At 37.5% G+C, this 25,411-nt stretch carries 21 protein-coding genes; 7 read left to right on the forward strand and 14 right to left on the reverse strand.

All coding sequences use genetic code 11. The annotated features are described in order from the left end of the window. Nucleotides 1-50: 50 nt before the first annotated feature. The 3 genes from EJF25_RS03445 to EJF25_RS03455 are packed head-to-tail and all read left to right on the forward strand — an operon-like array spanning nucleotide 51 to nucleotide 4,540. On the forward strand, nucleotides 51-1,898 hold the full coding sequence (locus EJF25_RS03445) for a WG repeat-containing protein (RefSeq protein ID WP_125040058.1): 1,848 nt from the start codon (nucleotides 51-53) through the stop codon (nucleotides 1,896-1,898). Beyond that, on the forward strand, nucleotides 1,895-2,884 hold the full coding sequence (locus tag EJF25_RS03450; protein ID WP_125040059.1) for a hypothetical protein: 990 nt from the start codon (nucleotides 1,895-1,897) through the stop codon (nucleotides 2,882-2,884). Before EJF25_RS03445 ends, EJF25_RS03450 begins: the two co-directional genes overlap by 4 nt. Before the next feature lie 30 nt (nucleotides 2,885-2,914). Further along, a complete protein-coding gene (locus tag EJF25_RS03455) occupies nucleotides 2,915-4,540 on the forward strand; it encodes a leucine-rich repeat protein (protein WP_125040060.1) in 1,626 nt (541 codons plus the stop codon). A 316-nt stretch (nucleotides 4,541-4,856) separates the two neighbouring features. On the opposite strand, the gene EJF25_RS03460 is transcribed toward EJF25_RS03455, so the two are convergent. Both EJF25_RS03460 and EJF25_RS03465 read right to left on the reverse strand, forming a co-directional pair. Next, on the reverse strand, nucleotides 4,857-5,993 hold the full coding sequence (locus EJF25_RS03460) for a serine/threonine protein kinase (protein WP_125040061.1): 1,137 nt from the start codon (nucleotides 5,991-5,993) through the stop codon (nucleotides 4,857-4,859). Continuing rightward, nucleotides 5,986-6,564, reverse strand: coding sequence for a hypothetical protein (locus tag EJF25_RS03465; RefSeq protein WP_125040062.1), 579 nt, complete (start codon nucleotides 6,562-6,564; stop codon nucleotides 5,986-5,988). The genes EJF25_RS03460 and EJF25_RS03465 overlap by 8 nt, the downstream gene beginning before the upstream one ends. A gap of 96 nt (nucleotides 6,565-6,660) precedes the next feature. On the opposite strand from EJF25_RS03465, the gene dpp5 reads away from it, so the two are divergent. Next, nucleotides 6,661-8,763 (forward strand): dipeptidyl-peptidase Dpp5, encoded by a 2,103-nt coding sequence (dpp5, locus tag EJF25_RS03470; protein WP_125040063.1) that lies wholly within the window; start codon nucleotides 6,661-6,663, stop codon nucleotides 8,761-8,763. Between the two features lie 103 nt (nucleotides 8,764-8,866). Here the strand turns inward: dpp5 and EJF25_RS03475 are convergent, their stop codons facing one another. From EJF25_RS03475 to EJF25_RS03495, 5 genes are all read right to left on the reverse strand, one after another. After that, nucleotides 8,867-10,669 (reverse strand): glycoside hydrolase family 2 protein, encoded by a 1,803-nt coding sequence (locus EJF25_RS03475; protein WP_125040064.1) that lies wholly within the window; start codon nucleotides 10,667-10,669, stop codon nucleotides 8,867-8,869. A 246-nt stretch (nucleotides 10,670-10,915) separates the two neighbouring features. Beyond that, nucleotides 10,916-11,422, reverse strand: coding sequence for a flavin reductase family protein (locus EJF25_RS03480; protein WP_125040065.1), 507 nt, complete (start codon nucleotides 11,420-11,422; stop codon nucleotides 10,916-10,918). 44 nt (nucleotides 11,423-11,466) lie between these two features. Then, nucleotides 11,467-12,465 (reverse strand): MBL fold metallo-hydrolase, encoded by a 999-nt coding sequence (locus EJF25_RS03485; RefSeq protein WP_125040066.1) that lies wholly within the window; start codon nucleotides 12,463-12,465, stop codon nucleotides 11,467-11,469. Between the two features lie 84 nt (nucleotides 12,466-12,549). Then, the gene (locus EJF25_RS03490) at nucleotides 12,550-13,731 is read right to left on the reverse strand and encodes a PspC domain-containing protein (protein ID WP_125040067.1); all 1,182 of its coding nucleotides are present in this window, start codon (nucleotides 13,729-13,731) and stop codon (nucleotides 12,550-12,552) included. A gap of 17 nt (nucleotides 13,732-13,748) precedes the next feature. After that, the gene (locus tag EJF25_RS03495) at nucleotides 13,749-14,075 is read right to left on the reverse strand and encodes a PadR family transcriptional regulator (RefSeq protein WP_125040068.1); all 327 of its coding nucleotides are present in this window, start codon (nucleotides 14,073-14,075) and stop codon (nucleotides 13,749-13,751) included. A gap of 165 nt (nucleotides 14,076-14,240) precedes the next feature. Between EJF25_RS03495 and EJF25_RS03500 the strand changes: the two genes are divergently transcribed. Next, nucleotides 14,241-14,738: a GNAT family N-acetyltransferase gene (locus tag EJF25_RS03500; protein ID WP_125040069.1), complete on the forward strand. Its 498-nt coding sequence runs from the start codon at nucleotides 14,241-14,243 to the stop codon at nucleotides 14,736-14,738. A gap of 241 nt (nucleotides 14,739-14,979) precedes the next feature. On the opposite strand, the gene EJF25_RS03505 is transcribed toward EJF25_RS03500, so the two are convergent. The 3 genes from EJF25_RS03505 to uvrA all read right to left on the reverse strand — a co-directional run bounded on the left by EJF25_RS03505 (nucleotide 14,980) and on the right by uvrA (nucleotide 20,274). Next, on the reverse strand, nucleotides 14,980-16,542 hold the full coding sequence (locus EJF25_RS03505) for a peptide MFS transporter (protein WP_125040070.1): 1,563 nt from the start codon (nucleotides 16,540-16,542) through the stop codon (nucleotides 14,980-14,982). Nucleotides 16,543-16,616: 74 nt separating this feature from the next. After that, nucleotides 16,617-17,096 carry a Cys-tRNA(Pro) deacylase gene (ybaK, locus tag EJF25_RS03510; protein WP_125040071.1) on the reverse strand — a complete coding sequence of 160 codons (480 nt, stop codon included), beginning with the start codon at nucleotides 17,094-17,096 and terminating at the stop codon, nucleotides 16,617-16,619. A gap of 352 nt (nucleotides 17,097-17,448) precedes the next feature. Further along, nucleotides 17,449-20,274: an excinuclease ABC subunit UvrA gene (uvrA, locus tag EJF25_RS03515; RefSeq protein ID WP_125040361.1), complete on the reverse strand. Its 2,826-nt coding sequence runs from the start codon at nucleotides 20,272-20,274 to the stop codon at nucleotides 17,449-17,451. Nucleotides 20,275-20,431: 157 nt separating this feature from the next. On the opposite strand from uvrA, the gene EJF25_RS03520 reads away from it, so the two are divergent. After that, entirely contained in the window at nucleotides 20,432-22,198 is a 1,767-nt protein-coding gene (locus tag EJF25_RS03520; RefSeq protein ID WP_125040072.1) for a muramidase family protein, read from the forward strand. 7 nt (nucleotides 22,199-22,205) lie between these two features. Then, nucleotides 22,206-22,928: a porin family protein gene (locus EJF25_RS03525; protein WP_125040362.1), complete on the forward strand. Its 723-nt coding sequence runs from the start codon at nucleotides 22,206-22,208 to the stop codon at nucleotides 22,926-22,928. A gap of 133 nt (nucleotides 22,929-23,061) precedes the next feature. On the opposite strand, the gene EJF25_RS03530 is transcribed toward EJF25_RS03525, so the two are convergent. The 4 genes from EJF25_RS03530 to EJF25_RS03545 all read right to left on the reverse strand — a co-directional run bounded on the left by EJF25_RS03530 (nucleotide 23,062) and on the right by EJF25_RS03545 (nucleotide 25,402). Continuing rightward, the gene (locus tag EJF25_RS03530) at nucleotides 23,062-23,514 is read right to left on the reverse strand and encodes a DUF4293 domain-containing protein (RefSeq protein ID WP_125040073.1); all 453 of its coding nucleotides are present in this window, start codon (nucleotides 23,512-23,514) and stop codon (nucleotides 23,062-23,064) included. 105 nt (nucleotides 23,515-23,619) lie between these two features. Beyond that, a complete protein-coding gene (locus EJF25_RS03535; protein ID WP_125040074.1) occupies nucleotides 23,620-23,955 on the reverse strand; it encodes a DNA-directed RNA polymerase subunit omega in 336 nt (111 codons plus the stop codon). 8 nt (nucleotides 23,956-23,963) lie between these two features. Then, nucleotides 23,964-24,773, reverse strand: a complete 810-nt coding sequence (locus EJF25_RS03540) for an outer membrane protein assembly factor BamD (protein WP_125040075.1) — start codon at nucleotides 24,771-24,773, stop codon at nucleotides 23,964-23,966. Between the two features lie 203 nt (nucleotides 24,774-24,976). Beyond that, the gene (locus EJF25_RS03545; protein ID WP_125040076.1) at nucleotides 24,977-25,402 is read right to left on the reverse strand and encodes an ACT domain-containing protein; all 426 of its coding nucleotides are present in this window, start codon (nucleotides 25,400-25,402) and stop codon (nucleotides 24,977-24,979) included. Between the last annotated feature and the right edge of the window lie 9 nt (nucleotides 25,403-25,411).

The raw sequence follows: 25,411 nt of genomic DNA on the forward strand, positions 1-25,411 counted from the left end.
CTTATAATAATAAGTATATTTGCAAGGGGATTATCAAAAGCTATATATAAATGAACGGCAAACTGATTCATATTATTTCTACCATTCTTTCAAGTTTATTAATGTTACTTTGCAACGGATGCCGCCAATGTAGTATCGAAATCAACGCACTACCCTTTCAGGAAAGTGAAGGAAATAACTGGGGACTTATAGCAACCAACGGAGAAATTAAAGTTCATTCCGGCAGTTTTACCCAGCAGCCGTCAGCAGTAGTAAACGGAATGTTTAGTTTACCGGATGAAGAAGGATATTACCGGCTCTATCAACTGGGACATCCGACACAACCTGTCAGTGCCCAACGTTTCGTACAAATCGGACACTTCTTTGAAAAAGTCACACTTGCACAAGAATTTCCGGATTCTCCTATCTTAATCATCAACCGAAAAGGAAAAATTATCAATGATATCGGTATCAGCCTACATTATGACATTGTATTAGCACACAATTTTGCAGAAGGAAGATCATTGTTCTGCACACGAAAAGGTAAGTATGGATTTATGGATACGCAAGGAAATATTGCTATACCTCCCATATACGATCAAGCATATGACTTTCATGAAGGTATGGCTCTGGTTGGAAATATAAATAACAAAGGAGAAATGTGCTATCAACTCATTGATCCTTCCGGAAAAGTCTGTTCTAACATTCAAATCACTCTCAGCCTGCTGGATCAACAGTTCAGCTGCGGCCTAATGAAATATAGCAACTTATTGAATGGAAAATGTTGTTATTTGAATCCCGAAGGAGAAACCAACATATTTTTGCCGGACAGTATCAAAGAGGCTTTCCGTTTCTACCATAATGCCGCCATTATACAAAGCGACCATGGAATAGGTCTCATCAACAAACAGGGAGAGCTACTTATTACTCCGGAATACGAAGACGGTTTCATCGCCGGAAACGACCGGATATGCCTCCGCAACGGCAACAAATGGCAATTGGCCGACTTCAAAGGAAACATCAAAGGAACGAAGAAGAGTTATGACCGGATAACGTTTTTCTATCCTTCAGGGTTGGCAATCGCATACTCAGATAACCAGAGCCTATGGATCGACCGGGAAGGAAAGCCACTCGACAGTAAACAATACCACCGTATCGAAGAAGACCTATCAGCATTACAACTGACTCCCCAAGTATTCACTAGAAAGAGCGCTAAGACAGAAGCTACAGAAGATAAATCGAAGAACCAAAAAGAGAATCCGACACTCCCGGTTTCCAACTCTCCTAAAGAAGAAGTCCAAACAGCTGAGAAAACAAATGCAACTTGTACTATCAACAACGAGGAGTGGAAAAATATCAGCAAACAGAATCCTTTTTACACTGAAGCCAGCAAAATCTTGTCAGGTAAGTTGCCCGAAACGGATGCGGACAACAGAAGGGTTATTTTAAATTATGTAGAACACCTACGCACTTCATACACCACCAAAGACATCGACTTTTTAACTCAATTGTTTAGCGAAGAAGCCCTGATCATCGTAGGAAAAGTTATTCGCAATGCTCCTAAAATGGACGGAGAATATCTGTCAAAAGGCCAAGTGGAATACAACATAAAAAGTAAACAAGCCTATTTAGAACGTTTAAAAGTTCTATTTAAGCAGAACAAAGAAATTAAGTTGAAATTTAGCGATTTCAAGATTATGCGACATCCTACTCAACAAGGATTATATGGAGTGACGCTCCGGCAAAAATATAGCTCAGACCTATATTCGGATGATGGATATCTGTTCCTGCTGTGGGATTTCAGAGATGAAACGACACCTCTGATACATGTACGCACATGGCAACCCAGTATGTTGGACGACCAGACTCCATTACCGGAAAATGAGATTTTCAATATTCGTAATTTCAATTTGCAATGAATATATTCGAGTCATATCATAACATCCGGAGATACCTTCTAACATTAGGAATACTCTTGGCCTTCTCACATCTATATGCGCAACAGTTCTCTGTGCAACGTTTTCGACAGCTTCCTAATGATATCAGTGCATATATTCAGCCCGAAAAAGACCTGAATGACGAGGCTTGTGCACTTATCAAAATAGTAGGAAACCTTGATTTTGTGTTCTCTACCCCTTTAGGTATCGTGAAACGAAAAAATGATGTCGGAGAAACATGGATATACGTTCCGCGAGGCACTGTGCAAATCACAATCAAACACCCGCAATGGGGAGTACTTCGTGACTATCGTTTCCCCTCCCCGCTGGAATCTCGCTTGACTTATGAACTGGTTTTAAATTCTCCGATCACTATGCCCCGAAGAAAAATACCTCCAATGGAAAATAACATTGTTGAATTTCCACGTATATATAGATTACCGACACAACTTACCGAACCGCCCAAGCTTCGTCTCAAACGGCCAAAAGAAGACGCCTGCTATCTGATTATGCTGGATGCAAGCATACACCAGAAAGAGGTTGCCGGAGGTATACGCCTCGGCTGGATGCGAAGACATGGAATATACTTGCATGTACTAAGCAATTTCCGTACTGTTGCTGACACGAATGGTATGGAATGTGACAAAAACGGAATACCAAAGGGTGATGACATCCCTCCTTATTACACAGAAAAAACTGAAAATTCACATTATGCATTACTTGCAGGTGGACTGCACCGGGTTGCTGGTAACTTCTATATCTACGAAGGAGTTGGTTACGGTGTGCGCACTGTCGTTTGGGAAACAAACGAAGGAAATTATTTACGCAATGCGGATTATTCTTCAAAAGGTATTGCAGCAGAGTTAGGTGCTATGTTAAGATTACAAAGGTTCGTCTTTTCAGCTGGTGCCATTACTACCGAAGGAAACTATTGGGAGCTAAACATTGGCATTGGGATTCGTTTATAATAACTTTATTCTATTTATGCAGATTAATATATGTATACGAAAATAATTCATTTCTTGATCATAGCTTGCTGGTTGCTTCCTACGGGATGTAGTGATGAGAATCAACCGGATAATCCCGCACCCGAGATCTTGCTGCACGAAGCTCAAAACATCACTCGTACCAGCGCCCAACTTACCGGAACAGTGAATGCTTCGTCCAATAGCAAAACGGATCGCTACCGCTTTCGTTACGGGACTTCCCTAAAAATGGAACAAATGGACGAACAGTCATTAAAGAATAGTCATGTCAGCACTGAACTACAGGATCTAATCCCGGGAACTACTTACTATTACTGCTTAGAAGCCGGAAATAAGAAATATCTGAAACAAAGCCCGATTTATAGTTTTACGACCATTCCCAATAAAGTTCCTAAAGTCGATAAAATTAGTTTCTTAGGACAAGGACCTATTAGTATTATTTTACAATGCGCTATCACAGATAATGGTGGAGAAACAATTATAAAAAGTGGTTTTTGCTATACCAAGATAAATGGAGAAGAATATGAGCTGAGTGCTCCCCTTTCGGACAGCAACCAATGGCAACTCCGTATCGGAGATTTGGAAAAGGATACCAAATATACGGTCAGAGCCTTTGCCGAGAATAAAATAGGAAGAGCATATAGTGAACCTTACCACTTCCAAACAGGAAATGCTGTAATACTCACAAATGCGGGAACTTTGCCTGAGATCATCAGTGAAAAAGAAAAAAAACAATATAGTACACTCAATATAGCAGGACCTCTAAACGGAACTGATATCCGGTTTATCCGTGAGATGTCTGGGAAAGACATTACCGGAAATCCAACATCAGGAATTTTACAACGGTTGGATTTGACAGATGCATTTATCGTATCGGGCGGTTTGTCTTATGATGAATCACGATATACAGAGGATTATACTATCGGCTACGGAATGTTTGGTGAACTGGAAGTGCTGAAAGAAATAAAACTTCCGACAAGTACACTGATCATCGAGCAAAATGCTTTCAAGAATAGTATGGCATTAACGGAACTTTCAATTCCTTGTAATACGGAAGAATTGACTCCTTCTACCGGCTGTAAAAATCTCAGCCATATATCCATAGCTCCGGCAAATACCCATTATATCAGTATAGATGGAGTAGTATATAATAAAAGTGGTGAAGTTCTTGTTTGGTTTCCCGAAGGAATAACAAGAGATAAGATTCAGTTCTCACCTACGCTGAAAAGTATCGGAGACTATGCGTTGCAGAAATGCAAAATTAGTTCCATCGTGCTTCCCAATTCACTCAGCAGCATAGGAAAACAGGCTTTCTGCGAGTCAGGAATCGAATCTGTCACATTTCCTGACGGATTACGGAACGTTTCTACCGGATTATTTCAGAATTGCAAGAGTCTTACTTCCGTTACTTTAGGAAGTAAATGCGAATCCATTTCAGCATACTGTTTTGACGGTTGCCCGCTCCAGCACTTATATGTAAAAGCGTCTACTCCTCCCGTTTGCCATTCAGAGACTTTCAGCGGAGCAGAAAGTATTTTTACCGATTGCGTATTGCATATCCCTGCAGAAAGTCGGACACAATATAGAAATCATAATATTTGGAAACAGTTTCTTCACATTGAAGGAGTAACTTTTTAATCGAACATCACAAATATAGCAGACATTCGCTTGCAGAGTATTAATAGATAAGTTCCGATGTATTATAGATAAACTTCTTCTTCTCTAATGATAAACTTTTTCTTCATTGGAAGTAAACTGAAAATGAAACTTGCGTTTATATAATCGCAACTTGCAGTTATATAAACGGAACTTGCGTTTATAAAAACAAAAGTTCCGTTTATAGTTTTTTCTTAATACACAGAAACTTTACCATTAAGACAAAGTAACTTTACTATTAAAAGAGAAGAAATTATTACCTAATAGACTACATCATAAGTAACTATAAGCAATCTGATTAACGTTGTTGAACAAGAAGTTTAATTTGTTGCAATTGCCGGAACGCCTCTTGTTGCAAACTCTCCCACTGACGTTGATAAGTAACGGATTGTCGTAGTTCCGGTAATGGATACTCTTCATCCAACATCTCTTTCAGCCGCCTGATAAGTTGCAGGCTGTCAGTCTGCCAACGTTTCTCATCCGACAATGAATCGGAAGAATGAAGCATCCGTAACCGTTCCGAAGCAAGCAAACGACGGCAGTTCTCACTACTAACTTGATTTCCGTAGACAGGATAGAAAGTCGGAGAAACCGAAGGAGTATCGGTATTAAAATAAATAGCCAAGAAGGTAATACCAGCCAACATGGCAGCAGCTATAACCATATAAAACCGCACTTTATGAGTAGCAACAACTGCACTGATCACTTCCGTAGCAGAGGCATAACGTTTATCACGCTTCTGGCAGGTACACTTACGTGAGACGGCAGCCAAATGTTTGTCTTTAAGCAAAGTGGCCATTTCTCCGATTATCACACCTAATGAATAGATATCCGCACGCAAGTCTAAAGAAGTACCCGGTTGGAGTATCTCGGGAGCAAGATAATACCGAGTACCGGCAGGAAGTTTCAACACATCGTAATCGTCACAGTCGGAAAGGCTAAAATCTATGAGTTTGACATTATTACCATTATGAGTAATCAGAATATTACTTGGTTTTAAATCCCGATGGACAATCTGTTTGCTATGGATATATTGCAAAGCACTGCACAATTCCGTTAAAATTTTAATCGCCAATGGTAAAGTCAGTTTTCCCTGCTGTATAAACTCTTTCAAAGTTATCCCGTCCACATATTCTAATAGGATACAATGCCCCAATGAAGAAATCTTCTCCCAACTCAAAGTTCTGCAAATATGAGGATGTTCCAACTGATAACCGATATTAAACTCCTTTTCAAGTGCTTGTTCACAAAAGGCCGTCTTCCGATACATGGGTTGCAATGCCTTCAGTATATGCAATTTACCATACCGATGACAACGGAATAATTGATTATATCCCGAAGTAGAAGTATATATTTCCTGTATATCCGTAAAAGCCGTATCATTCGGAAGGATATCTTCCTTTAAGAAACCGGAAGTAAAAGAATCATCATTCATGTTCAATACAGTTCAGTAAAGTAAGACCTCCGTTTCGTCCTGCTATAAATGGAGAAGTGCGAGTCCCATCCCGCAAGATGTACGGAAGAAATAACGGTTGTCCTTTGAGAAAAGTAGCAGTCTCAAAACAATCTCCCTTTTGCAGTTTAGACTGTTTTGCCTCTTGTACCTCAAACACCGCATTTCCTCTATACTGCAAACGTAAATAACGATTCGGTGACCATCCAATTTCCACTTCTGCTCCGGGAGCAAGTTCTTTTGCCATCACTTGATGAGCCGAGAAGAAAGAGGAATTGTAAGCACTACTACTCTTTAAGTAGCTACAAAAAGTAGTAAAGAAATCAAAACCTATATAACGAGATAATAAATCAAGTGTTTGTACACGTGGTTTATGCATATCATTCACGTATCCCCATAAACGTTTCAGAGTAGAAGTTGATATTACCCCAAATGAGTTTTTCTGCAAATAGAAAGAAAACTCATCAAAATCGGTAGTCGTACGCAAAGGTTTACTATATTTTTTTTCAACCAATAATAATAGTTCTGCTATTTCCGGTTTATATATATTCATAGTTCGGTACTGAATGTTTTATACGTTCCAAAGATAAGTAAAATCGTTTTATTATCGTATATTTGTCCGATTAATATTAAATCATTATTAAAAAATATGAGGCAAGTAAATCTATTTATGATGTCAGCAGCAATGTTGTTAGCAGCCTGTAGTGAAAATAAAGAAGCAGGCAAAACAGATCAGGTGCTTATCGGGAAATCGGATATTAAAATTGAAGGGAAACGCATGACTCCTGAAGCACTTTGGGCAATGGGACGTATCGGCGGACTTTCTGTATCACCCGACGGCAAAAAAATTGCATATACAGTAGCTTACTACAGTGTGCCGGAAAACAAAAGTAATCGCGAAGTTTTTGTAATGAACGCAGATGGTAGCGATAATCAGCAAATCACGCACACTCCTTATCAGGAGAATGAAGTTACCTGGATTAAAGGAGGAAGTAAACTTGCATTTCTGAGTAACGACCACGGAAGCAGCCAACTTTATGAAATGAACCCGGATGGCAGCGAACGTAAGCAACTAACCAACTATGATGGAGACATCGAGGGATACTCTATTTCTCCGGATGGCAAGAAGATTCTTTTCATCTCTCAAGTAAAGACTAAGGAAAGTACGGCTGAAAAATATCCGGATCTTCCTAAAGCTACGGGTATCATCATCACCGATTTAATGTATAAACATTGGGATGAATGGGTGACAACCGCGCCACATCCTTTTATTGCCAATCTTGACAACAAAGGACTCTCTAATATCGTAGACATCTTAGAAGGTAAACCATACGAAAGTCCGATGAAACCATGGGGTGGCATTGAACAACTGGCATGGAACACAACATCAGATAAAATAGCATATACGTGTCGAAAAAAGACAGGCTTAGAATATGCAATCTCCACCAACTCGGACATCTATATCTATGACTTAAAGACAAAGGAAACCAAAAACATCACCGAAGAAAATAAAGGATACGACACGAATCCACAATATTCTCCGGACGGCAAATATATCGCATGGCAAAGCATGGAACGTGACGGTTATGAAGCAGACCTGAACCGTTTGTTCATCATGGACCTGGAAACGGGTGAGAAACGTTTTGTCAGCAAAGCTTTTAAATCGAATGTGGATGCTTTTGTATGGAGTGCGGACGCTAAGAGGATTTATTTTACAGGAGTATGGCATGGGGAAACTCAAATCTATGCGCTCAACCTGACAAACGACTCTGTAAAAGCTGTTACCTCGGGAATGTATGATTATGAAGGAGTTGCGCTTTTCGGTGACAAACTAATAGCCAAACGTCATTCTATCAGCATGGGTGACGAAATTTATGCAGTTGCACTAGACGGTGCCACTACCCAACTAACACAAGAAAATAAACAAATCTACGACCAGTTGGAAATGGGTAAAGTGGAAGGTCGATGGATGAAAACAACCGACGGTAAAGACATGCTGACATGGATCATTTATCCTCCTCAGTTCGACCCTAATAAGAAGTATCCTACCTTATTGTTCTGTGAAGGCGGTCCTCAAAGTCCTGTCAGCCAATTCTGGTCTTATCGTTGGAATTTCCAGATTATGGCTGCCAACGACTATATTATTGTTGCTCCAAACCGTCGTGGATTACCAGGATTTGGTGTTGAATGGAACGAACAGATCAGTGGTGACTATGGTGGGCAGTGCATGAAAGATTACTTCACTGCTATTGATGAAATGACCAAGGAATCGTATGTAGACAAAGACCGTTTGGGATGTGTGGGAGCTAGCTTCGGTGGTTTCTCTGTATATTGGTTAGCCGGACATCATGACAAACGTTTCAAAGCATTTATTGCTCACGACGGAATCTTCAATATGGAAATGCAATACCTCGAAACCGAAGAGAAATGGTTTGCAAACTGGGATATGGGAGGTGCTTACTGGGAAAAACAAAATCCGATAGCACAACGTACCTTTGCTAATTCTCCACACCAGTTTGTAGACAAATGGGACACTCCTATCCTTTGCATACATGGAGAGAAAGATTATCGTATTTTAGCTAATCAGGCAATGGCGGCTTTTGATGCTGCAGTAATGCGTGGCGTACCAGCAGAGTTGTTGATTTATCCTGATGAAAATCACTGGGTACTGAAACCGCAGAATGGAATTCTATGGCAACGTACTTTCTTTGAATGGCTGGATAAATGGCTGAAACCGGAAGCTAAAAAGTAAATATAAAGCTTTTGCAAAAAAGAATATAAGAAATGTCCTATATGTTTGCTATTTGGATGCAACATATAGGACATTTTATTTTTTTAATTTCAAACTATAAATATTATTTTCCAGGTCTGCTTGGAATCTTCTCGAAAATAGCTTTTATACGTTTCATATCCAATTTAGGAGTGCGATTATAATAATAAACCCCATTCTTTTCTTGTTCTACGTCTGTTAATTGTGTATAACAAAAGCCCCAAACATGTTTTGAATCTATCAATGCATCAATCTGTCCCTCAAGACGTTTGTAGAATTCTTCTTCATTAGCAGGCATTCCACCATATCCCCATGAATTCTTACGGTCTTTTTCTGCCATCCAAGGAATACCACCAAACTCATCTAACATATAAGGCTGGCCTTCATACACCGCCAAAAAATCTTTATCTCTAGTATTACGGTATGGTTCTTTACCTTCTTCAAACTTCAGTTGCTCAGTCAGTTTTGCACGATCTTGCTCGTAATTATGAACGCTCCAAATATCTGTCAGAACGTGATTATCACCACTAGCGTCATTTATAGGACGAGTCGGATCAATCCCTTTAGTAATATGATATACATCTTTCACCAAACGTACATAAGCATCTTTTCCACCTCCCCATGTTTCGTTAAACGGAGTCCAAGTCACCAATGAAGGATGGTTACGATCGCGCAGTACAACCTCAGACCATTCTCCGATAAAGTTACGAGCAGCAAGTTCTTTATTTACATCCAACACCCAACTTGCAGATTCTCCCCAAGTGATATATCCTAGCTTATCTGCCCAATAATAATATCTCTCTTCAAATACTTTCTGATGTAAACGGGCACCGTTGAAACCTGCCTCTTTACCTAATACAATATCATTCTTTAAAGCTTCGTCGCTGGGAGCAGTCCAAATTCCATCAGGATAATAACCTTGATCTAGCACAAGACGTTGATAATAAGGCTCGTTATTCAAATAGAATATACCATTTGCTGTATGCACTTTACGCATACCCACATATGATTTTACTTCATCAATCACATTCCCCTTAGCATCTTTTACACGATAAACGACATCATAAAGGAAAGGGGTCTCCGGTGTCCAAAGATTCATATTCTTCATCGGAAGAACAACTACTGAACCATTACAACTGCTAACTTCTTTCTTTGCAACAGTTTTCTTACCATCCAATACCGTCACTTCCAATGTTCCGTCATTTGATTCCTGATAAAATTCAGGTAAAATAACCAGTTGTTTCTGATCGATATCAGGACGTGCAAAAACAGTCTTCAGTCCGTTAGGAGCTACAGCTTCCATCCATACAGTCTGCCAGATACCTGTTACACGTGTATAAGAACAACCTCCTGAGAAGTAATTTGTGCATTGCTTACCACCAGTCTGTTCACCCGAACGCAAATCGTCCTTCACAAAAACTACTAAATTATGAGTTTGACCAGGTTTTACATAACGTGTTAGATCAATAGAGAACGATGAACTACCTCCAAAATGACGAGCGATAAACTTTTTATCAATAAAGATCTCTGCACAATAATCTACAGCACCAAAATTCAAAAAGATCTTCTTTCCATTCCAATTTGCCGGTATCGTCAAAGGACGCTGATACCACATCTGATTAATAAAATCAGTATGCTCGACGCCAGAAAGTTTACTTTCCGGGCAGAAAGGTACAATAATGTTGTTTTTAAATTTATCAGTTTCCTGTAATTTCCTATCTTTTCCCGAATTTCCAAAATCAAATTCATAAGTCCAAGTACCATTCAAATTTACCCAATCCGCACGTTCAAATTGTGGACGGGGATATTCCGGACGAGGAATGTCTGCAGAAAATACATTCCACACATTCATCAGAGCCAATAAAGCTACTGCAAAAAGTTTTTTCATGTTTTCTTTTTATTATATGGTTTACAAAATTATTTTAGTCTACTTCGCATAAATAAGCTTTCATTGATAGTTTTCAATGCTGCAAAGATTGGAAAAATATAGAAAAACGAAGAGAAATATTTATTCAAATAATGACAGAATCAGACCAAACTGCCTACAAAAAGATATTTTGTAAGCAGTTTGCAAGTAGATTTATGATATTTAATGTCTTATTCAGATCTTGATTATAGATTTATCCTTACGATTTTAACGAGAATAAATATTCTTAATTTCTACAATATATATCTTATGAAAACCACCATGTACTCCTCCGTACCATTTTTCTAAAGATTCTTTATCCAAAAAACATTCAGGTTTAATACCATCAGCATATAGTTTTTTACATTCTAATGTCAAACGGGATTGCTCAAAAAGTATATTCCCCTGTTCAGTAAATACAGGCTTTAAACCTGTTTCTTCCACCTTATCAATATTCCGTCCCGATTTGGAACCACAAATAGCATGAATTTTCTTATTTTCTTCACCTAAGAAGGAAAGTGTCAAAGACTCATTCTTTTCTATAAATTCGTAGGTATAGCGTTCAGGACGAATAAAAACAAAAGCAACTGGCTTATTCCATAACCAACCAATACCACCCCAGCTTGCAGTCATTGTATTAAATTTCTCTTTTGTTCCGGCTGTCACCAGCATCCACTCTTTTCCGATAGACTCGAAAAAGTTATCCGATAATTCTTTGATTTCTAATTTCTTCATCTCTTTTTATACTTTTAGTTCTTACTTGTTCGTATTCCAATAATCTATTTCTTTTTATGCAATTTCACAATCTGTCCCAAGTGTGGAATTTCTATCTGTATCTTCCGCTTTTTAGCTTCGGCTGCAAAAACTTTAGGTGGATCGTGAAGCGGTTCATCTGATAAATCAAAAGTACCATAATGCATCGGAATGGTAAGTCCCGCCTGCATTTCTTCAGCAGCCGTCAATGATTCGTAAGGTGAAATATGATTAGGTCGCATAAACCAACGAGGCTTATACGCTCCAATTCCCAATAGTGCATAATCCGGTGCTCCAAAAAGCTCTGGGATTTCCTGAAAATGTTTAGAATATCCGGTATCTCCGCTATAGTAAAGTGAAATACCATCGCCCTGTAACATGAAAGCTCCCCAGAGACGTTGTCCACCATCTCGTACAGAGCGTTTACTCCAATGTTGGGCAGGAAGAAAAGTTATTTTCAGAGCCTCGTCTTCAAGTTGCTGATACCATGCAGCTTCAATTACTTCCATTTCCGGAAACCAGTTCTTTAGCAATTCTCCCGTCCCTAATCCACAGAATAGTTTCATCTGAGGATTATTTTTCAATAACCTTGCTATACTTTGTTTATCCAAATGGTCAAAATGATCATGACTAACCAGCAAATAATCGATTCCTGTAAATATGTCAGGGTTGGCAGGAAACTCACTTCGTCTCTTCACAAATGGAATGCTTCCAAAAACCGGATCAAACATCACCCGCTTTCCTGCCAATTGAAGAAAAAAGGAATTATGCCCCAGCCATATTAATGAATCCCCTACAACCGCATCCAACGAACGAAGATAGCATACTTTCGGATCCCATTTCACTGTTTTTTTCTCTTTCCGTTGAGGATTTGGAGATAAACGCCATTTCAGCACACTTCCCATACCAGGACGGAAACGGTGTTGCCGATTAAAAAAACGCCCACGTACCATCGGATTTCCTCTCCAATAAGGATTAACGGTAGCCAAGCGCTCGTTTCTTCTGAAACATATATGTTCACCCATACTTTACTCTCTTGAATATGTTCATTACAAACATAACAAAAAATGTGCCCCGGACACACAAACGGGACACATTTTAAGGCATATTTAATATTGCAAGGTATCTATTCGAATCGTATCTTTATTATTATAAATTGTATCTACCGTAGTATTTGATTTTTCATAACGTATATACTGTGTTTCTGTCCTCTTGATGCTTGGCATAAAAAAGAATATAGGTACCAACAATAAACAAAATAGCCAGATGAGCAATAAAGAAACTCTTAACCTTTTAGACATCGCAGTCCAATTGAATATGGAACGGAAGATGGTATGTACCAATGCAAAAAGTGGGATACCAAAGAATAAAATCAATACAATCCAAGCAACAAATGTCCAAGGTGAGTTCCAGGCAATGGTCAAATCCAATCCTGGTATTACAGCAGGCAATGCACCAAAAAGCATTCCTCCCAATCCAAGCAGAAGAGCAATAATTCCTATTAAAGCAGCTACTAAAACGATGGCTGCAATCAGCAGGAAAGGACATATGGCAATTGCCAAAATGACTAATACAAGCTTAAAGAAAAAAGCGATCACAGAAAGAAAAAGATCAACCGCTTTCTGTAAAAAGGAACGAGGTTTACCCGAATTTACATAATCGTTTACTCCATTCGATACACGTTCAAAACCGTCAGTTACAGTCTTACCAATATTCTCTACCGTCACTGCTTGTCCACGCATACTCAATTTTTCTGCTGCTGTACGTGCTTCAGGAATAACAATCCAAGCAATCAAATAAAAGATAATTACCGGACAATAGGGAATAAAAACTAATATCACCATTAATATACGTACTAAGGTAATATCCCATCCCAAATATGCTGCCAAACCAGCGGCAACTCCACCGAGCATTTTTTCGTCCGGATCTCGATATAACCGACGATGTACTGTTCCACTTTGATTAGATACATCACTTCCGGAATTTCCTGTCTGCTGTGAATTCTTTTGAGACTCATTATATTCTGAATTGTCCTCAAAATCTTCCGGCTTTCCCATACGCGAAATAACCTCTTCTACATCAGAAATTGTAATCACCTGTTTACTTAAAGTAATCTTCTCTGAAAACAATTCAGCAATACGATTCTCCATATCGTTCACAATTTCTTCTGCTCCCTGTTGTTTACGGAAGTGCAAACGAATATTATCTAAATAATTGTCCAACAAATTATAGGCATCTTCATCAATATGATAAACGGTTCCACCCAAATTAACAGTTAATGTCTTTTTCATCCTATTTCTTTTTCAATTTATCTATTAGCAATATGATTCACAGTCTCATTCAGTTCTTTCCACGAAAGTTCCAGTTCGTCAAGAAAAGCTTCTCCTTTCTCTGTTAACTTATAATACTTACGCGGTGGTCCTTGGGTAGACTCCACCCATTCATAACTTAACAAATCATCATTTTTCAGACGAGTAAGCAGTGGATATAGAGTACCTTCCACTACAATCAACTGTGCTTCTTTCAGTTTCTGAATAATATCCGAAGCATAGGCAGGTTCTTTATGGAGCAACAGCATAATGCAATACTCTAATAGGCCTTTTCGCATCTGAGATTTTACATTGTCTACATTCATAACAAATCTTTTTGATGCAACAAATATATGTATTACTTTAGTACTATGCATTACAAAGTACTATAATTTAACAATAATTAATCAATTAAACAGTAATCACCTTATTATAAAAAGAAATAATGGCTATATTTGCATACCGTAAAACTACAAATTAAGTACGATCATATGTTTACTATTCGAAAAGCAACAGTCAACGATTGCAATTTAATCAATAAGATGGCTCAAGATGTTTTCCCTGCCACCTACAAAGAAATATTATCTTCTGAGCAATTAAATTATATGATGGATTGGATGTACAGTCCTGAAAACATACGTAAACAGATAGAAGAAGAAGGGCATGTTTACTTTATTGCTTATGAAGAATGTGAACCATGTGGATATGTTTCAGTACAACCTCAGGAAAATAATGTATTTCACCTACAAAAAATATATGTTCTGCCTAATTTCCAGAATGCTCATTGCGGTAGCTTCCTATTTAGAGAGGCTATTAAATACATTAAAGAAGTACACCCGAGCCCATGCTTGATGGAACTTAATGTAAACCGTAATAACAAAGCGCTAAAATTCTACGAACATATGGGAATGAAAAAACTACGTGAAGGAGATTTTCCGATCGGAAATGGATATTATATGAATGATTATATCATGGGATTGGAAATATAAAAAGAAGCCTCTGCACTTCTTTTTTCCATTAACAAAACCTATTTTCTTTATAGAAAAATATGCTAATAGATTATTTTTTTCTTCTCAATAAAAAAATAAAACTTCTCAATGATTGATATTAAATATAACAGTCATTAAAAAATTCAGTTCGAAGATTATAAATTATAACCCCGATACATCTATTTTTATTAAAGTATCAATAGATGTACCGGTTTTTTCATTTAATGTTATAACCAGAACTTTACTTAGCAACTCGCTCCAGCCATTTCACCATTGAAAGCATCAATATCATTGAAACGCCAGTTGCACCAACAAACACCAACCAACAAGCCCAAATCGGAACTGTTGTATAAAGTATACCACCGATAAATACCAATAAATTACCTACCGCAGTTGCAGCCAACCAACATCCCTGCATCAATCCTTGCAAATGAGGAGGTGAAACTTTAGATACAAATGATAACCCTAATGGAGAAATACACAACTCAGCGACTGTAAGGATAAAATATAAACCAACCATAACCCATGGAGTAACACGAATTGCCTCTATTTCATTGGCACTCATAGTACCTAATACTTCTTTTGAAGGTAATGTGAACGAGAATACCATTAGGAATATATATGCCAATGAAGCAATACCCATACCAATAGCAATTTTCATAGGAGTAGATGGTTCCTTATTTATCTTTTTCAAAGCACCAAATAGCCACATGATAAATGGAGTAAGGAATACAACAAAGAAAGGATTAACACTTTGGAATATTTCAGCACCCTTTATTTGGGTAAAGCCCAGGTCGACATTAATAACGCTTAAATCAACATAATCACGAGCAAAATATGTCAGAGAATAACCGTTCTGATGGAAAGACATCCAGAAAAAGATCACGACGCCAAAAACTGCAAACAAAGCATATATACGTTGTTTGATTTCGGTTGCACTCATTGCTATTTCTTCTTTACTAACCGTTGCATTACCACCCTTATTGACTACAACTTTCTTTGCAGGATCCGGAAAACGATTCTTATTCACGATATAAATTACTAATGAAATTATCATTGCAGCGATGGCAGCCATAAAAGCATATTGGAAACCACGATTAAACACATCAAGGTAGTTATGTACAAATACATTCATATCTGTAACAGGAGTAGCATCTAAAACAGCTTTATTAGCTAATGTAGTTAAATTTTCCATAGCTTGTGGAGCCATTTCACTTCCTTTTTCCAGATATTGATGACACAACTCAGGCAAGCTAGCATCGTAATCCAAATTATTCACTTGCAACCACCAGTTACGTACACCAATAGCAATAAATGGAGCAAATACAGCACCTATATTAATAAACATATAAAATATCTGGAAACCAGAGTCGCGCAAACCAGAATATTTTGGGTCATCATACATCTGACCTACCAATGCTTGAAGATTTCCTTTAAACAAACCATTACCAAAAGCAATCACAAAAAGTCCCAGACAAGTTAATCCTAAATAAAGAGCCATATCAGGAACTGGTGTGGGAGTAGGAATAGCAATTATCAAATAGCCGACAGCCATTAATATCAGACCTATCAGAATAGTCCTTTTGAAGTTCCTCGTTTTATCGGCAATAATACCTCCTACCAAAGCTAAAATATAGATTAAAGCATAAAATACGGAATAAATGTATCCGGTAGTAATTTCGGACAATCCAAATTTTGCAGAAATAAACAGTGTTAAGATTGCCATCATGATATAGAAGCCAAAACGCTCTCCCATATTTGCCAATGCCGCGCCAATCAAACCCTTAGGGTGTTTCTTGAACATAGATATAAGTTTTTTAATTAATAAATTGAATTTGTTTTTATATATTTCTTGCAAATATATACTTTTTCCGGAATTTACTCGATATACAACAGACAAACTTCTGCTTGCACCTCACGAATCAAATCATTCGGAGCTATTTTTATTTGCAATCCACGTATTCCTGCACTTACATAAATATACGAAAAGTCCCGGCAAGTTTCATGAATATAAGTTGGGAAATGCCTTTTCATACCGATGGGTGAACATCCTCCACGAATATATCCCGTCAATGGCAAAAGCTCTTTCACAGGAATTAGATCACACTTTTTATTTCCAGAAGCTTTTGCAGCTAATTTCAAATCAACCTCATGTTCTCCGGGAATAACACAAACAAAATAACCACTTTTATCCCCATGGAGAATTAACGTTTTAAACACTTGTTCTATATTTTCTCCCAGACTGGCAGCTACATGAATAGCACTTAGATCATTTTCATCTACTTCATAAGGGATGAGTTCATAAGGTATTTTAGCCTTATCCAGCAGACGGGCAGCATTAGTCTTATTAATTTTCATTCTTGTTTCTTTTCTGAATTTTTATTCGCAAAAATAATAAAGTTCGAACAATAAATCAGAAAAGAATGTATTAAATAAAAAAATGAATGCCTGTTTCCTATTTATCAGCGCATTCATTTTTTATTTATGTATTATTTTTCAGAAAAGAAATATCATTCTTTATAGTTTATTATAAAAGTACTTGTTGTATCATACACTTTATCCTGATAGGTCAATTTACTACTTGATTTAATTTTGGTAATGTATCCGTTAGTGTCTTGTTCATATTGAAAAATACGACCTGGATCATTCATATTCTCATTATCTGAGTAGTCTTTCTCACTTATCATTTTTTATTTCTACTTCCTTATAATCATAAGGAAAGTTCCTCGCGAAGAAACTTCGGAGTATATCCTTTCTGACTTTTTGCAACCTCTTCAGGAGTTCCATAACTCAGGAGTTCCCCTCCTCCTTTACCACCTTCGGGACCCATATCTATAATATAATCCGCCATTTTAATAACGTCCAGATTATGTTCAATAACAATAACTGTATTTCCTTTATCAACTAACTTATTTAAGACTCCCATTAATACCCGGATATCTTCAAAATGCAATCCAGTTGTAGGTTCGTCCAAAATGTACAATGTTTTACCAGTATCACGTTTTGACAACTCAGTTGCCAATTTTACACGTTGACTTTCTCCACCAGAAAGTGTAGTGGACGACTGTCCTAACTTAATATATCCCAATCCGACATCCTGCAACACTTTAATCTTATTCAGAATTTGTGGAACATTCTCAAAAAACTCTACTGCACGATTAATAGTCATATCCAAAACATCGGCAATAGACTTCCCTTTGAAACGTACTTCTAACGTTTCACGATTATAACGTTTGCCATGACAAACCTCACAAGGCACATACACATCCGGCAAGAAGTTCATTTCAATCGTTTTATAACCATTTCCCGAGCAGACCTCACAACGCCCACCTGCCACATTAAAAGAGAAACGCCCCGGTTTATACCCACGAATCTTTGCTTCAGGTAACCCGACAAACAAATTACGAATATCTGAAAATACACCTGTATAAGTAGCCGGATTAGAACGCGGAGTCCGCCCTAGCGGAGATTGATCGACGTTTACAACTTTATCAATATTTTCTAATCCTTCAATAGAATCATACTCCAAAGGATCTTGCAAAGAACGATAGAACTTCTGCGAAAGAATAGGTTGCAAGGTCTCATTGATTAGCGTAGACTTACCGCTTCCCGAAACTCCCGTTACACAAATTAATTTTCCCAAAGGAAATTCCACATCTACATTCTTTAGATTATTTCCTTTAGCCCCTTTCAACCACAGAGATTTTCCATTACCTTTCCTTCTCTTGACAGGAACTTCTATCTTCATCCTCCCATTCAAATATTGGGAAGTCATCGTATCAGTTTTCACCATCTCTTGCGGAGTTCCAGCAAATACGACTTCTCCACCAAGACGCCCAGCCTTCGGTCCCATATCAATAACATAGTCGGCTGCCAACATCATATCTTTGTCATGTTCCACTACAATGACAGAATTCCCCATATCACGAAGTTCCTTCAAAGAATTAATCAGACGCAAGTTGTCGCGCTGATGTAAACCGATACTCGGCTCATCCAATATATAAAGTACATTGACCAATTGCGAACCAATTTGTGTAGCCAAACGGATACGCTGGCTTTCACCTCCCGAAAGACTTACCGAACTACGATTCAGAGCCAGATAATCCAATCCAACATCTAATAGGAATTTCAAACGGGTACGAATTTCTTTCAGGATCTCAGCTGCTATCTTTTTTTGTTTATCAGACAGAAACTCATCCACATTCATCAGCCAGGCATACAACTCGTTGATATCCATGATAGCTAATTCATTAATATTCTTATCATGAATACGAAAATGAAGTGCCTCCTTATTCAGACGAGCACCTTTACATTCAGGACAAACAGTTGTCTTGGCAAACTGCTCCGCCCACTTCTGTGCTGTAGCCGAAGCATCTTTCTCCTGTAACATCTGAATGTACTTCACTACACCTTCATAGGTCACAAAATAATCAGAAGAAGTTCCAATCAGTGAACTCTTTATTTTAATCCGTTCATCAGAACCATATAAGATCTCATCAATCGCATCATCCGGCAATTCTTTCACAGGAGTTTTCAAATTTGCTTCATACTTCTCCATTAAAGCCCCTATTTGCCAAAAAATCATCGCATTTTTATATTTACCCAATGGAGCAATCGCGCCTTCGTAAATAGACAAGTCCCGATCAGGAATCACCTTATCTATATCAATCTGACTAACTACACCCAATCCTTTGCATTTCGGACATGCCCCCTGAGGAGAATTGAACGAGAAATTGTGAGGAGCCGGTTCACGATAAGACAATCCTGTGACAGGACACATCAACCGTTTACTATAATGCCGAACACTTTCGGTCTGAGCATCCAGTATCATCAACAAACCATCTCCTTGCCGCATAGCAGTCGCCACACTTTGTTTCAACCGCTTATCATCTTTATCCGCAACTATCAGCTTATCTATCACGACCTCGATATCGTGATTTTTATAACGATCTAGTTTCATGCCATGTGCCACTTCACGAACTTCCCCATCTACACGTACATATAAATACCCTTTCTTACGGACTTGTTCAAAAAGTTCCTTATAATGTCCTTTACGTGAACGGACTAATGGAGCAAGCAAATATATTTTCTTGCCTTTATAATCTTTCAGAATAAGATCCAAAATCTGCTCTTCCGTATATTTCACCATCTTTTCCCCTGACAGATACGAATAGGCTATACCAGCTCGGGCATAGAGTAAACGAAGATAATCATATATTTCCGTTGTAGTCCCCACCGTAGAACGTGGATTCTTATTCGTCGTTTTCTGTTCAATAGAAATAACAGGGCTTAATCCTGTAATCTTATCTACATCCGGACGTTCCAAATTTCCCAAGAAATTACGTGCATACGCGGAAAAAGTCTCAATATAACGGCGTTGTCCCTCAGCAAAAATTGTATCGAATGCGAGGGAAGACTTTCCACTTCCGCTCAATCCAGTAATCACAGTCAAACTATTACGAGGAATCTCAGCATCAATATCTTTCAGGTTGTGTACCCGTGCACCATATACATTAATATATTCTGTTTCTTGCATATTCATCTTCTTCATAAATGTTGCAAAATTAATGTTTCCGCCTGAAATATGCTCCTAAAAAAGCACAATATTATTTTCTTAACTCAAATCTTATGAAGATATAAGCCATAATTCGTACCTTTGTTCCTTGATTTCAAGAACTAATAGTAATTAATTGATGAAACCGATCAGTCGAATATTTATACTTTTGCTTTTAGCAAGCGCTTCATACGTAACTAGTTATGCGCAAGAGAACCAATCTTACATTTTGCACACCATTGAAAAAGGGCAGAATTTATACTCTATTTCTAAGATGTATAATGTCACCACAGCAGACATTATTCGGTTGAATCCTGGATGTGAAGAGAAAATTTATGCTGGACAAACTATTAAAATTCCACAAGGACAAGCTAGCCAGAAAGGGGAAACATTTCACACTATTCAAGCAGGAGAAACTCTTTATAAGCTTACTACTTTATATAAAGTGTCTGCCAAAGCAATTTGTGATGCCAATCCCGGACTTAGTGCCGAAAATTTCCGCATAGGTCAAGTAATCCGAATTCCATTAGAAGAAGAAAGGACTACTGCTGCCACTATTCAACCTCCTGTTGAACAAACTGCCATTCAAGGACCAGTACAGTCTAGATGCAAAGATATGCACAAGGTAAAACGCAAAGAAACGATCTTTAGTGTAAGTCGCGAATACGGAATCACTGAACAAGAACTGATAGCCGCTAATCCTGAATTAAAGGAAGGTATGAAAAAGGGGCAACTCCTTTGTATTCCTTATCCAAACGCGACTACAGTGGATCCTACCCCAAAAGAAGATTTGAATGTGATTCCACCAAGTAACAGTGAATTATTCAACAAAATAAAAGAGGCTCCAGAAGAAATCTCAACTATAAAAGCAGCTTTAATTCTCCCCTTCCATGAGGAAAAACGTATGGTAGAATATTACGAAGGATTTCTGATGGCAATTGATAGCTTAAAGCGTATTGGGACTTCTATTGATCTGTATGTATATGAATCAGGCAAAGATGCTTCTGCCCTAAACAATATACTGTCAAAGAAGGAAATGCAAAAAATGAATATTATTTTTGGTCCAATGCACCAACAACATATCAAGCCGTTGTCTGATTTTGCCCAAAAGAATGACATTCGTCTAGTAATTCCTTTCTCTCAAAACAGTGAAGAAGTATTCAACAATCCTTCCATTTACCAGATAAACACCCCTCAGTCTTATTTATATTCGAAAGTATATGAACATTTCACTCGCCAATTTCCCAATGCTCATGTTATCTTCATCGAACCGACCAGTCCGGACAAAGATAAAGCAGAGTTCATTAAAGGATTAAAACAAGAACTAAAGAGCAAAGGCATTTCCATGAACAGTGTCAGTGAAAATGATACCAAAGAAACTCTAAAAGCAACACTACGCAGTGACAAAGAAAATATATTCATTCCGACATCTGGCAGTAATGTGTTGTTAATTAAAGCCCTACCTCAACTTACTATGTTAGTTAGGGAGGCTCCGGATCAGAGAATCCACCTATTCGGCTACCCGGAATGGCAAACATATACTCTTGATCACTTGGAGAATTTCTTTGAATTGGATGTCTATTTTTATTCATCATTCTATATGAACACCTTATTCCCTGCTGCTATACAATTTACTAATGCTTATCATAAATGGTATAGTAAAGATCTTACCAGCAAATATCCCAATTATGCAATGTTAGGCTTTGATACCGGATTTTTCTTTTTAAAAGGATTGTCGCGTTTCGGTTCCGAGCTAGAAAATAATCTACCTAAAATGAATCTGACTCCAATACAAACAGGATTCTTATTCGAACGGGTGAATAATTGGGGAGGATTTATCAATAAGAAAGTATTCTTCATCCATTTCACCAAGAATTTTGAATTAGAAAAACTTGATTTCGAATAGTACAATGATGATAAAGATAAAAACATGTCTGATTGCTGCTTCATTACTTATAGGACTAGTCTTTCCTGCAAGTGCACAAATAGGTGAAGCTCGTCACAACTTTTCTGTCGGATTTAATGGAGGAGTGAATTTAAATAGTGCATCTTTTACTCCTACTATCAAACAAAATAGTTTGATGGGAATTACCGGAGGATTAACAGCACGCTATATTTCCGAGAAGTATTTTGCTATGATATGCGGTGCGCAAGTAGAATTAAACTTTTCACAAAGAGGTTGGGATGAATTATTTGAGATAGCAGGAGAAAACGGAGAACCCGTCAAAGATACCAGCAGAGCATATACTCGAAAATTGAATTATATCGATATCCCTTTTCTAGCCCATTTAGCATTTGGAAATGAAAAAGGATTGCAGTTTTTTCTAAATTTAGGTCCACAAATCGGTTTCTTGATAGGAGAATCGGAAAAAACAACAAATATAGATATGAACTCTCTGACAAATACTCAGAAAGCGGTCTATGGTGGCAAGCTTGATAATAAATTCGATTACGGTATTGCCGGTGGTGGTGGAGTAGAACTAAGAACTAAAAAAGCAGGTAGCTTTCTGGTTGAAGGAAGATATTATTTCGCTTTATCCGACTTTTATAGCACGTCAAAGAAAGACTATTTCTCACGTGCAGCACATGGTACTATCACAGTGAAACTCACCTACTTGTTTGATTTGAAAAAATAAAAAACTTTATTAGTACAATCAAATAAGAATATGACCACTAACCCATCAAAAAGTTAGTGGTCATATTCTTATTTGAAAATTATTTTTAATCTAAGATTCCTCTTTAATTGATTGCTTGGAAGAATTCAAGAAACTATCTCAATCGATCTGCAGCTTTCACCATCACCTCATCACGTCCAATGGCACGTATAGCTAATATATTAAGAATAATAGAAATAAGTGGTAAGCACAAAGCCCAACCAATCCGGAAAGAATTTACGTCATTCTTTAAAGCAAAATAAAATGCAGCAAAAGCGATATAAAATCCTACCAATAACAAGCTGTTAAAAATAGACATACGAATCTGCAGCATACGGTTCTTATATAGAAATATAGTTGCAAGAGCTACTATTGTACTAAGCATTAGGATACCGAACAAGCCCCAAGTAGAGTGAAAAGCTCCATTCACATCCAACCCCAAAGCTTTAAAAGCACATTCTCCCATTGCCCCGGTAGCATCAACAAAATATCCCATAGGCAAACACATTGCTGTAATCAGCGCAACTGTAACAATTAATAAATAAACAGTTTGAATCCGTTGAATCATAAATATTCTATAATAGTTAAGTTAAACAATAATAGCCAAGCAATAAGAAATAAGGAAATAATTCCCGCTTACTACTTGACTATCAGTCTTTTTTCAGGAAATATATTACTGAAGTTTTTCCTTCTCCTTAGATGGATTTCTATAATAAATTTTTCCCTCGACGTATTCTTGCGTAGCAATTAACGTCGGTTTAGGCAATTTCTCGTAATAACGAGAAATTTCAATTTGTTCTCTATTTTCAAATACTTCTTCCATATTATCAGAATAAGAAGCAAACTCAGCCAATTTCTTAGAAAGATCATTCTTGATTTCCACACTAATCTGGTTAGAGCGTTTACCAATAATGGCAACAGTTTCATAAACATTCCCTGTATCAGAACAGAGTTCCATCATGTCACGGGTTACCGTCGTAGCAGGAGCATTCGTCTTTTTGTAGTCCATAAATCTATTTAAATTTGGTCTTTAATTACTTTTTGTGATTCATTGAATATTTTCTCAGCTTCCTTCAAATATTTACTTTCCGGAAATTCATTCCTAAAGCCGTAATATTCATCAACCGTTTCACGATATCGGTCCATCTTCTTATCTTCCACACTATATATAGCCATTTCGTGTAAAGCACGCAAAATCAATATGGAGAGTTCTTCGCGATAGTCAGTATAAGGGTAATCCTTCAATGCATTCCGAGCTGTGATTACACATGACTCATAGTTATTACCCATATAATTACCCAAATTATAATATAATCTTGCCGAATAAAGTTCTTTTAAAACCAACTTATCCTGCAAAGCAAAAATCATATCCTGAGCTTCCTGCTTCTTTGTACTTTCTGGAAAATATTCCATGAACATCTGTAACTGTTGAATAGCCTGATAAGTACTCGTCTGATCCAAACGTGGCTCCGGAGTATCAAGGAATAATGCTTTACCAGCATGGAAACGTGCCAATTCGGTAAAAGTACCACGTGGATATGAAGTAAAATAAGTGATAAATGTTTGGGCAGCTGTCTGATAATCTTTTTGATTAAAATAGCTCATTCCTAACATATAAAGAGATTCCTCCGCTTTATCTGTTCCTTTTAGGATTGTGATTAACTCATTCAACAAAGTAGCCGAACGATTATACTGTCCTTTCGCAAAATAATTTTTAGCAGCTTCGTACTTGTATTCGTAGTCAGTACTTTTCAATAATTTATTGTACTCTCCACAAGAAGTTAGAGTAGCTGCCACAAGTAAAGTTATAATGATATTTTTCTTCATCCTATTTCAAATAATGCGCAAAGTTACGTATTCGCAGGGAATTAACCAATTAATCTATGTTTTTTAATACAAAAAAGGCGTTAAACATCAACGAAAAGAACAAAAAGAACGTCAAACGATGAACGAAAAACAGCGAACAGACTGCGCTACGTTTTTATCCGATAGCATAGTCTATCCGCTACTCACTGTTTTACTTCCAGATTTTATAGTTTATACAAATCACTTGCCGCTAACAAATCGACTTTCTTTTCTTTCAGAACTTCGATACATCTATCCAGATTGCTAGGACGAATCACGACATTCGCAATGTTATTGTTGGCAAATGAATACATATATTCAATAAACACTCCTTCTGCAGACAAATACCCTAACACTGTTGCTAAAGCTCCCGGAACATTAGGACAACTGATTCCGACCACATCTGTTATATTAACAGCAAAATGATTATCCTTCAATGCTTTATACGCTCTATCAGGATCAGATACAATCCCGCGCAAAATACCAAAATCAGCATTTTCAGCGATACACAATGCAGAAAGATTTATATTTTCTCTCGCCAGTACTTCAGTCACTTCCGTTAAACGGCCAGACTTGTTCTCCAAAAAGATAGAAAGTTGTTTTGCTACCATAGTTGTTGA

The sequence above is a fragment of the Bacteroides faecalis genome, from assembly GCF_003865075.1.
GTDB lineage: Bacteria > Bacteroidota > Bacteroidia > Bacteroidales > Bacteroidaceae > Bacteroides > Bacteroides faecalis.

Coding starts and splice junctions, on each gene's coding strand:
- EJF25_RS03445 (WP_125040058.1), top strand. CDS start 51: ATGAACGGCAAACTGATTCATATTATTTCTACCATTCTTTCAAGTTTA.
- EJF25_RS03450 (WP_125040059.1), top strand. CDS start 1,895: ATGAATATATTCGAGTCATATCATAACATCCGGAGATACCTTCTAACA.
- EJF25_RS03455 (WP_125040060.1), top strand. CDS start 2,915: ATGTATACGAAAATAATTCATTTCTTGATCATAGCTTGCTGGTTGCTT.
- EJF25_RS03460 (WP_125040061.1), bottom strand. CDS start 5,993: ATGAATGATGATTCTTTTACTTCCGGTTTCTTAAAGGAAGATATCCTT.
- EJF25_RS03465 (WP_125040062.1), bottom strand. CDS start 6,564: ATGAATATATATAAACCGGAAATAGCAGAACTATTATTATTGGTTGAA.
- dpp5 (WP_125040063.1), top strand. CDS start 6,661: ATGAGGCAAGTAAATCTATTTATGATGTCAGCAGCAATGTTGTTAGCA.
- EJF25_RS03475 (WP_125040064.1), bottom strand. CDS start 10,669: ATGAAAAAACTTTTTGCAGTAGCTTTATTGGCTCTGATGAATGTGTGG.
- EJF25_RS03480 (WP_125040065.1), bottom strand. CDS start 11,422: ATGAAGAAATTAGAAATCAAAGAATTATCGGATAACTTTTTCGAGTCT.
- EJF25_RS03485 (WP_125040066.1), bottom strand. CDS start 12,465: ATGGGTGAACATATATGTTTCAGAAGAAACGAGCGCTTGGCTACCGTT.
- EJF25_RS03490 (WP_125040067.1), bottom strand. CDS start 13,731: ATGAAAAAGACATTAACTGTTAATTTGGGTGGAACCGTTTATCATATT.
- EJF25_RS03495 (WP_125040068.1), bottom strand. CDS start 14,075: ATGAATGTAGACAATGTAAAATCTCAGATGCGAAAAGGCCTATTAGAG.
- EJF25_RS03500 (WP_125040069.1), top strand. CDS start 14,241: ATGTTTACTATTCGAAAAGCAACAGTCAACGATTGCAATTTAATCAAT.
- EJF25_RS03505 (WP_125040070.1), bottom strand. CDS start 16,542: ATGTTCAAGAAACACCCTAAGGGTTTGATTGGCGCGGCATTGGCAAAT.
- ybaK (WP_125040071.1), bottom strand. CDS start 17,096: ATGAAAATTAATAAGACTAATGCTGCCCGTCTGCTGGATAAGGCTAAA.
- uvrA (WP_125040361.1), bottom strand. CDS start 20,274: ATGCAAGAAACAGAATATATTAATGTATATGGTGCACGGGTACACAAC.
- EJF25_RS03520 (WP_125040072.1), top strand. CDS start 20,432: ATGAAACCGATCAGTCGAATATTTATACTTTTGCTTTTAGCAAGCGCT.
- EJF25_RS03525 (WP_125040362.1), top strand. CDS start 22,206: ATGATAAAGATAAAAACATGTCTGATTGCTGCTTCATTACTTATAGGA.
- EJF25_RS03530 (WP_125040073.1), bottom strand. CDS start 23,514: ATGATTCAACGGATTCAAACTGTTTATTTATTAATTGTTACAGTTGCG.
- EJF25_RS03535 (WP_125040074.1), bottom strand. CDS start 23,955: ATGGACTACAAAAAGACGAATGCTCCTGCTACGACGGTAACCCGTGAC.
- EJF25_RS03540 (WP_125040075.1), bottom strand. CDS start 24,773: ATGAAGAAAAATATCATTATAACTTTACTTGTGGCAGCTACTCTAACT.
- EJF25_RS03545 (WP_125040076.1), bottom strand. CDS start 25,402: ATGGTAGCAAAACAACTTTCTATCTTTTTGGAGAACAAGTCTGGCCGT.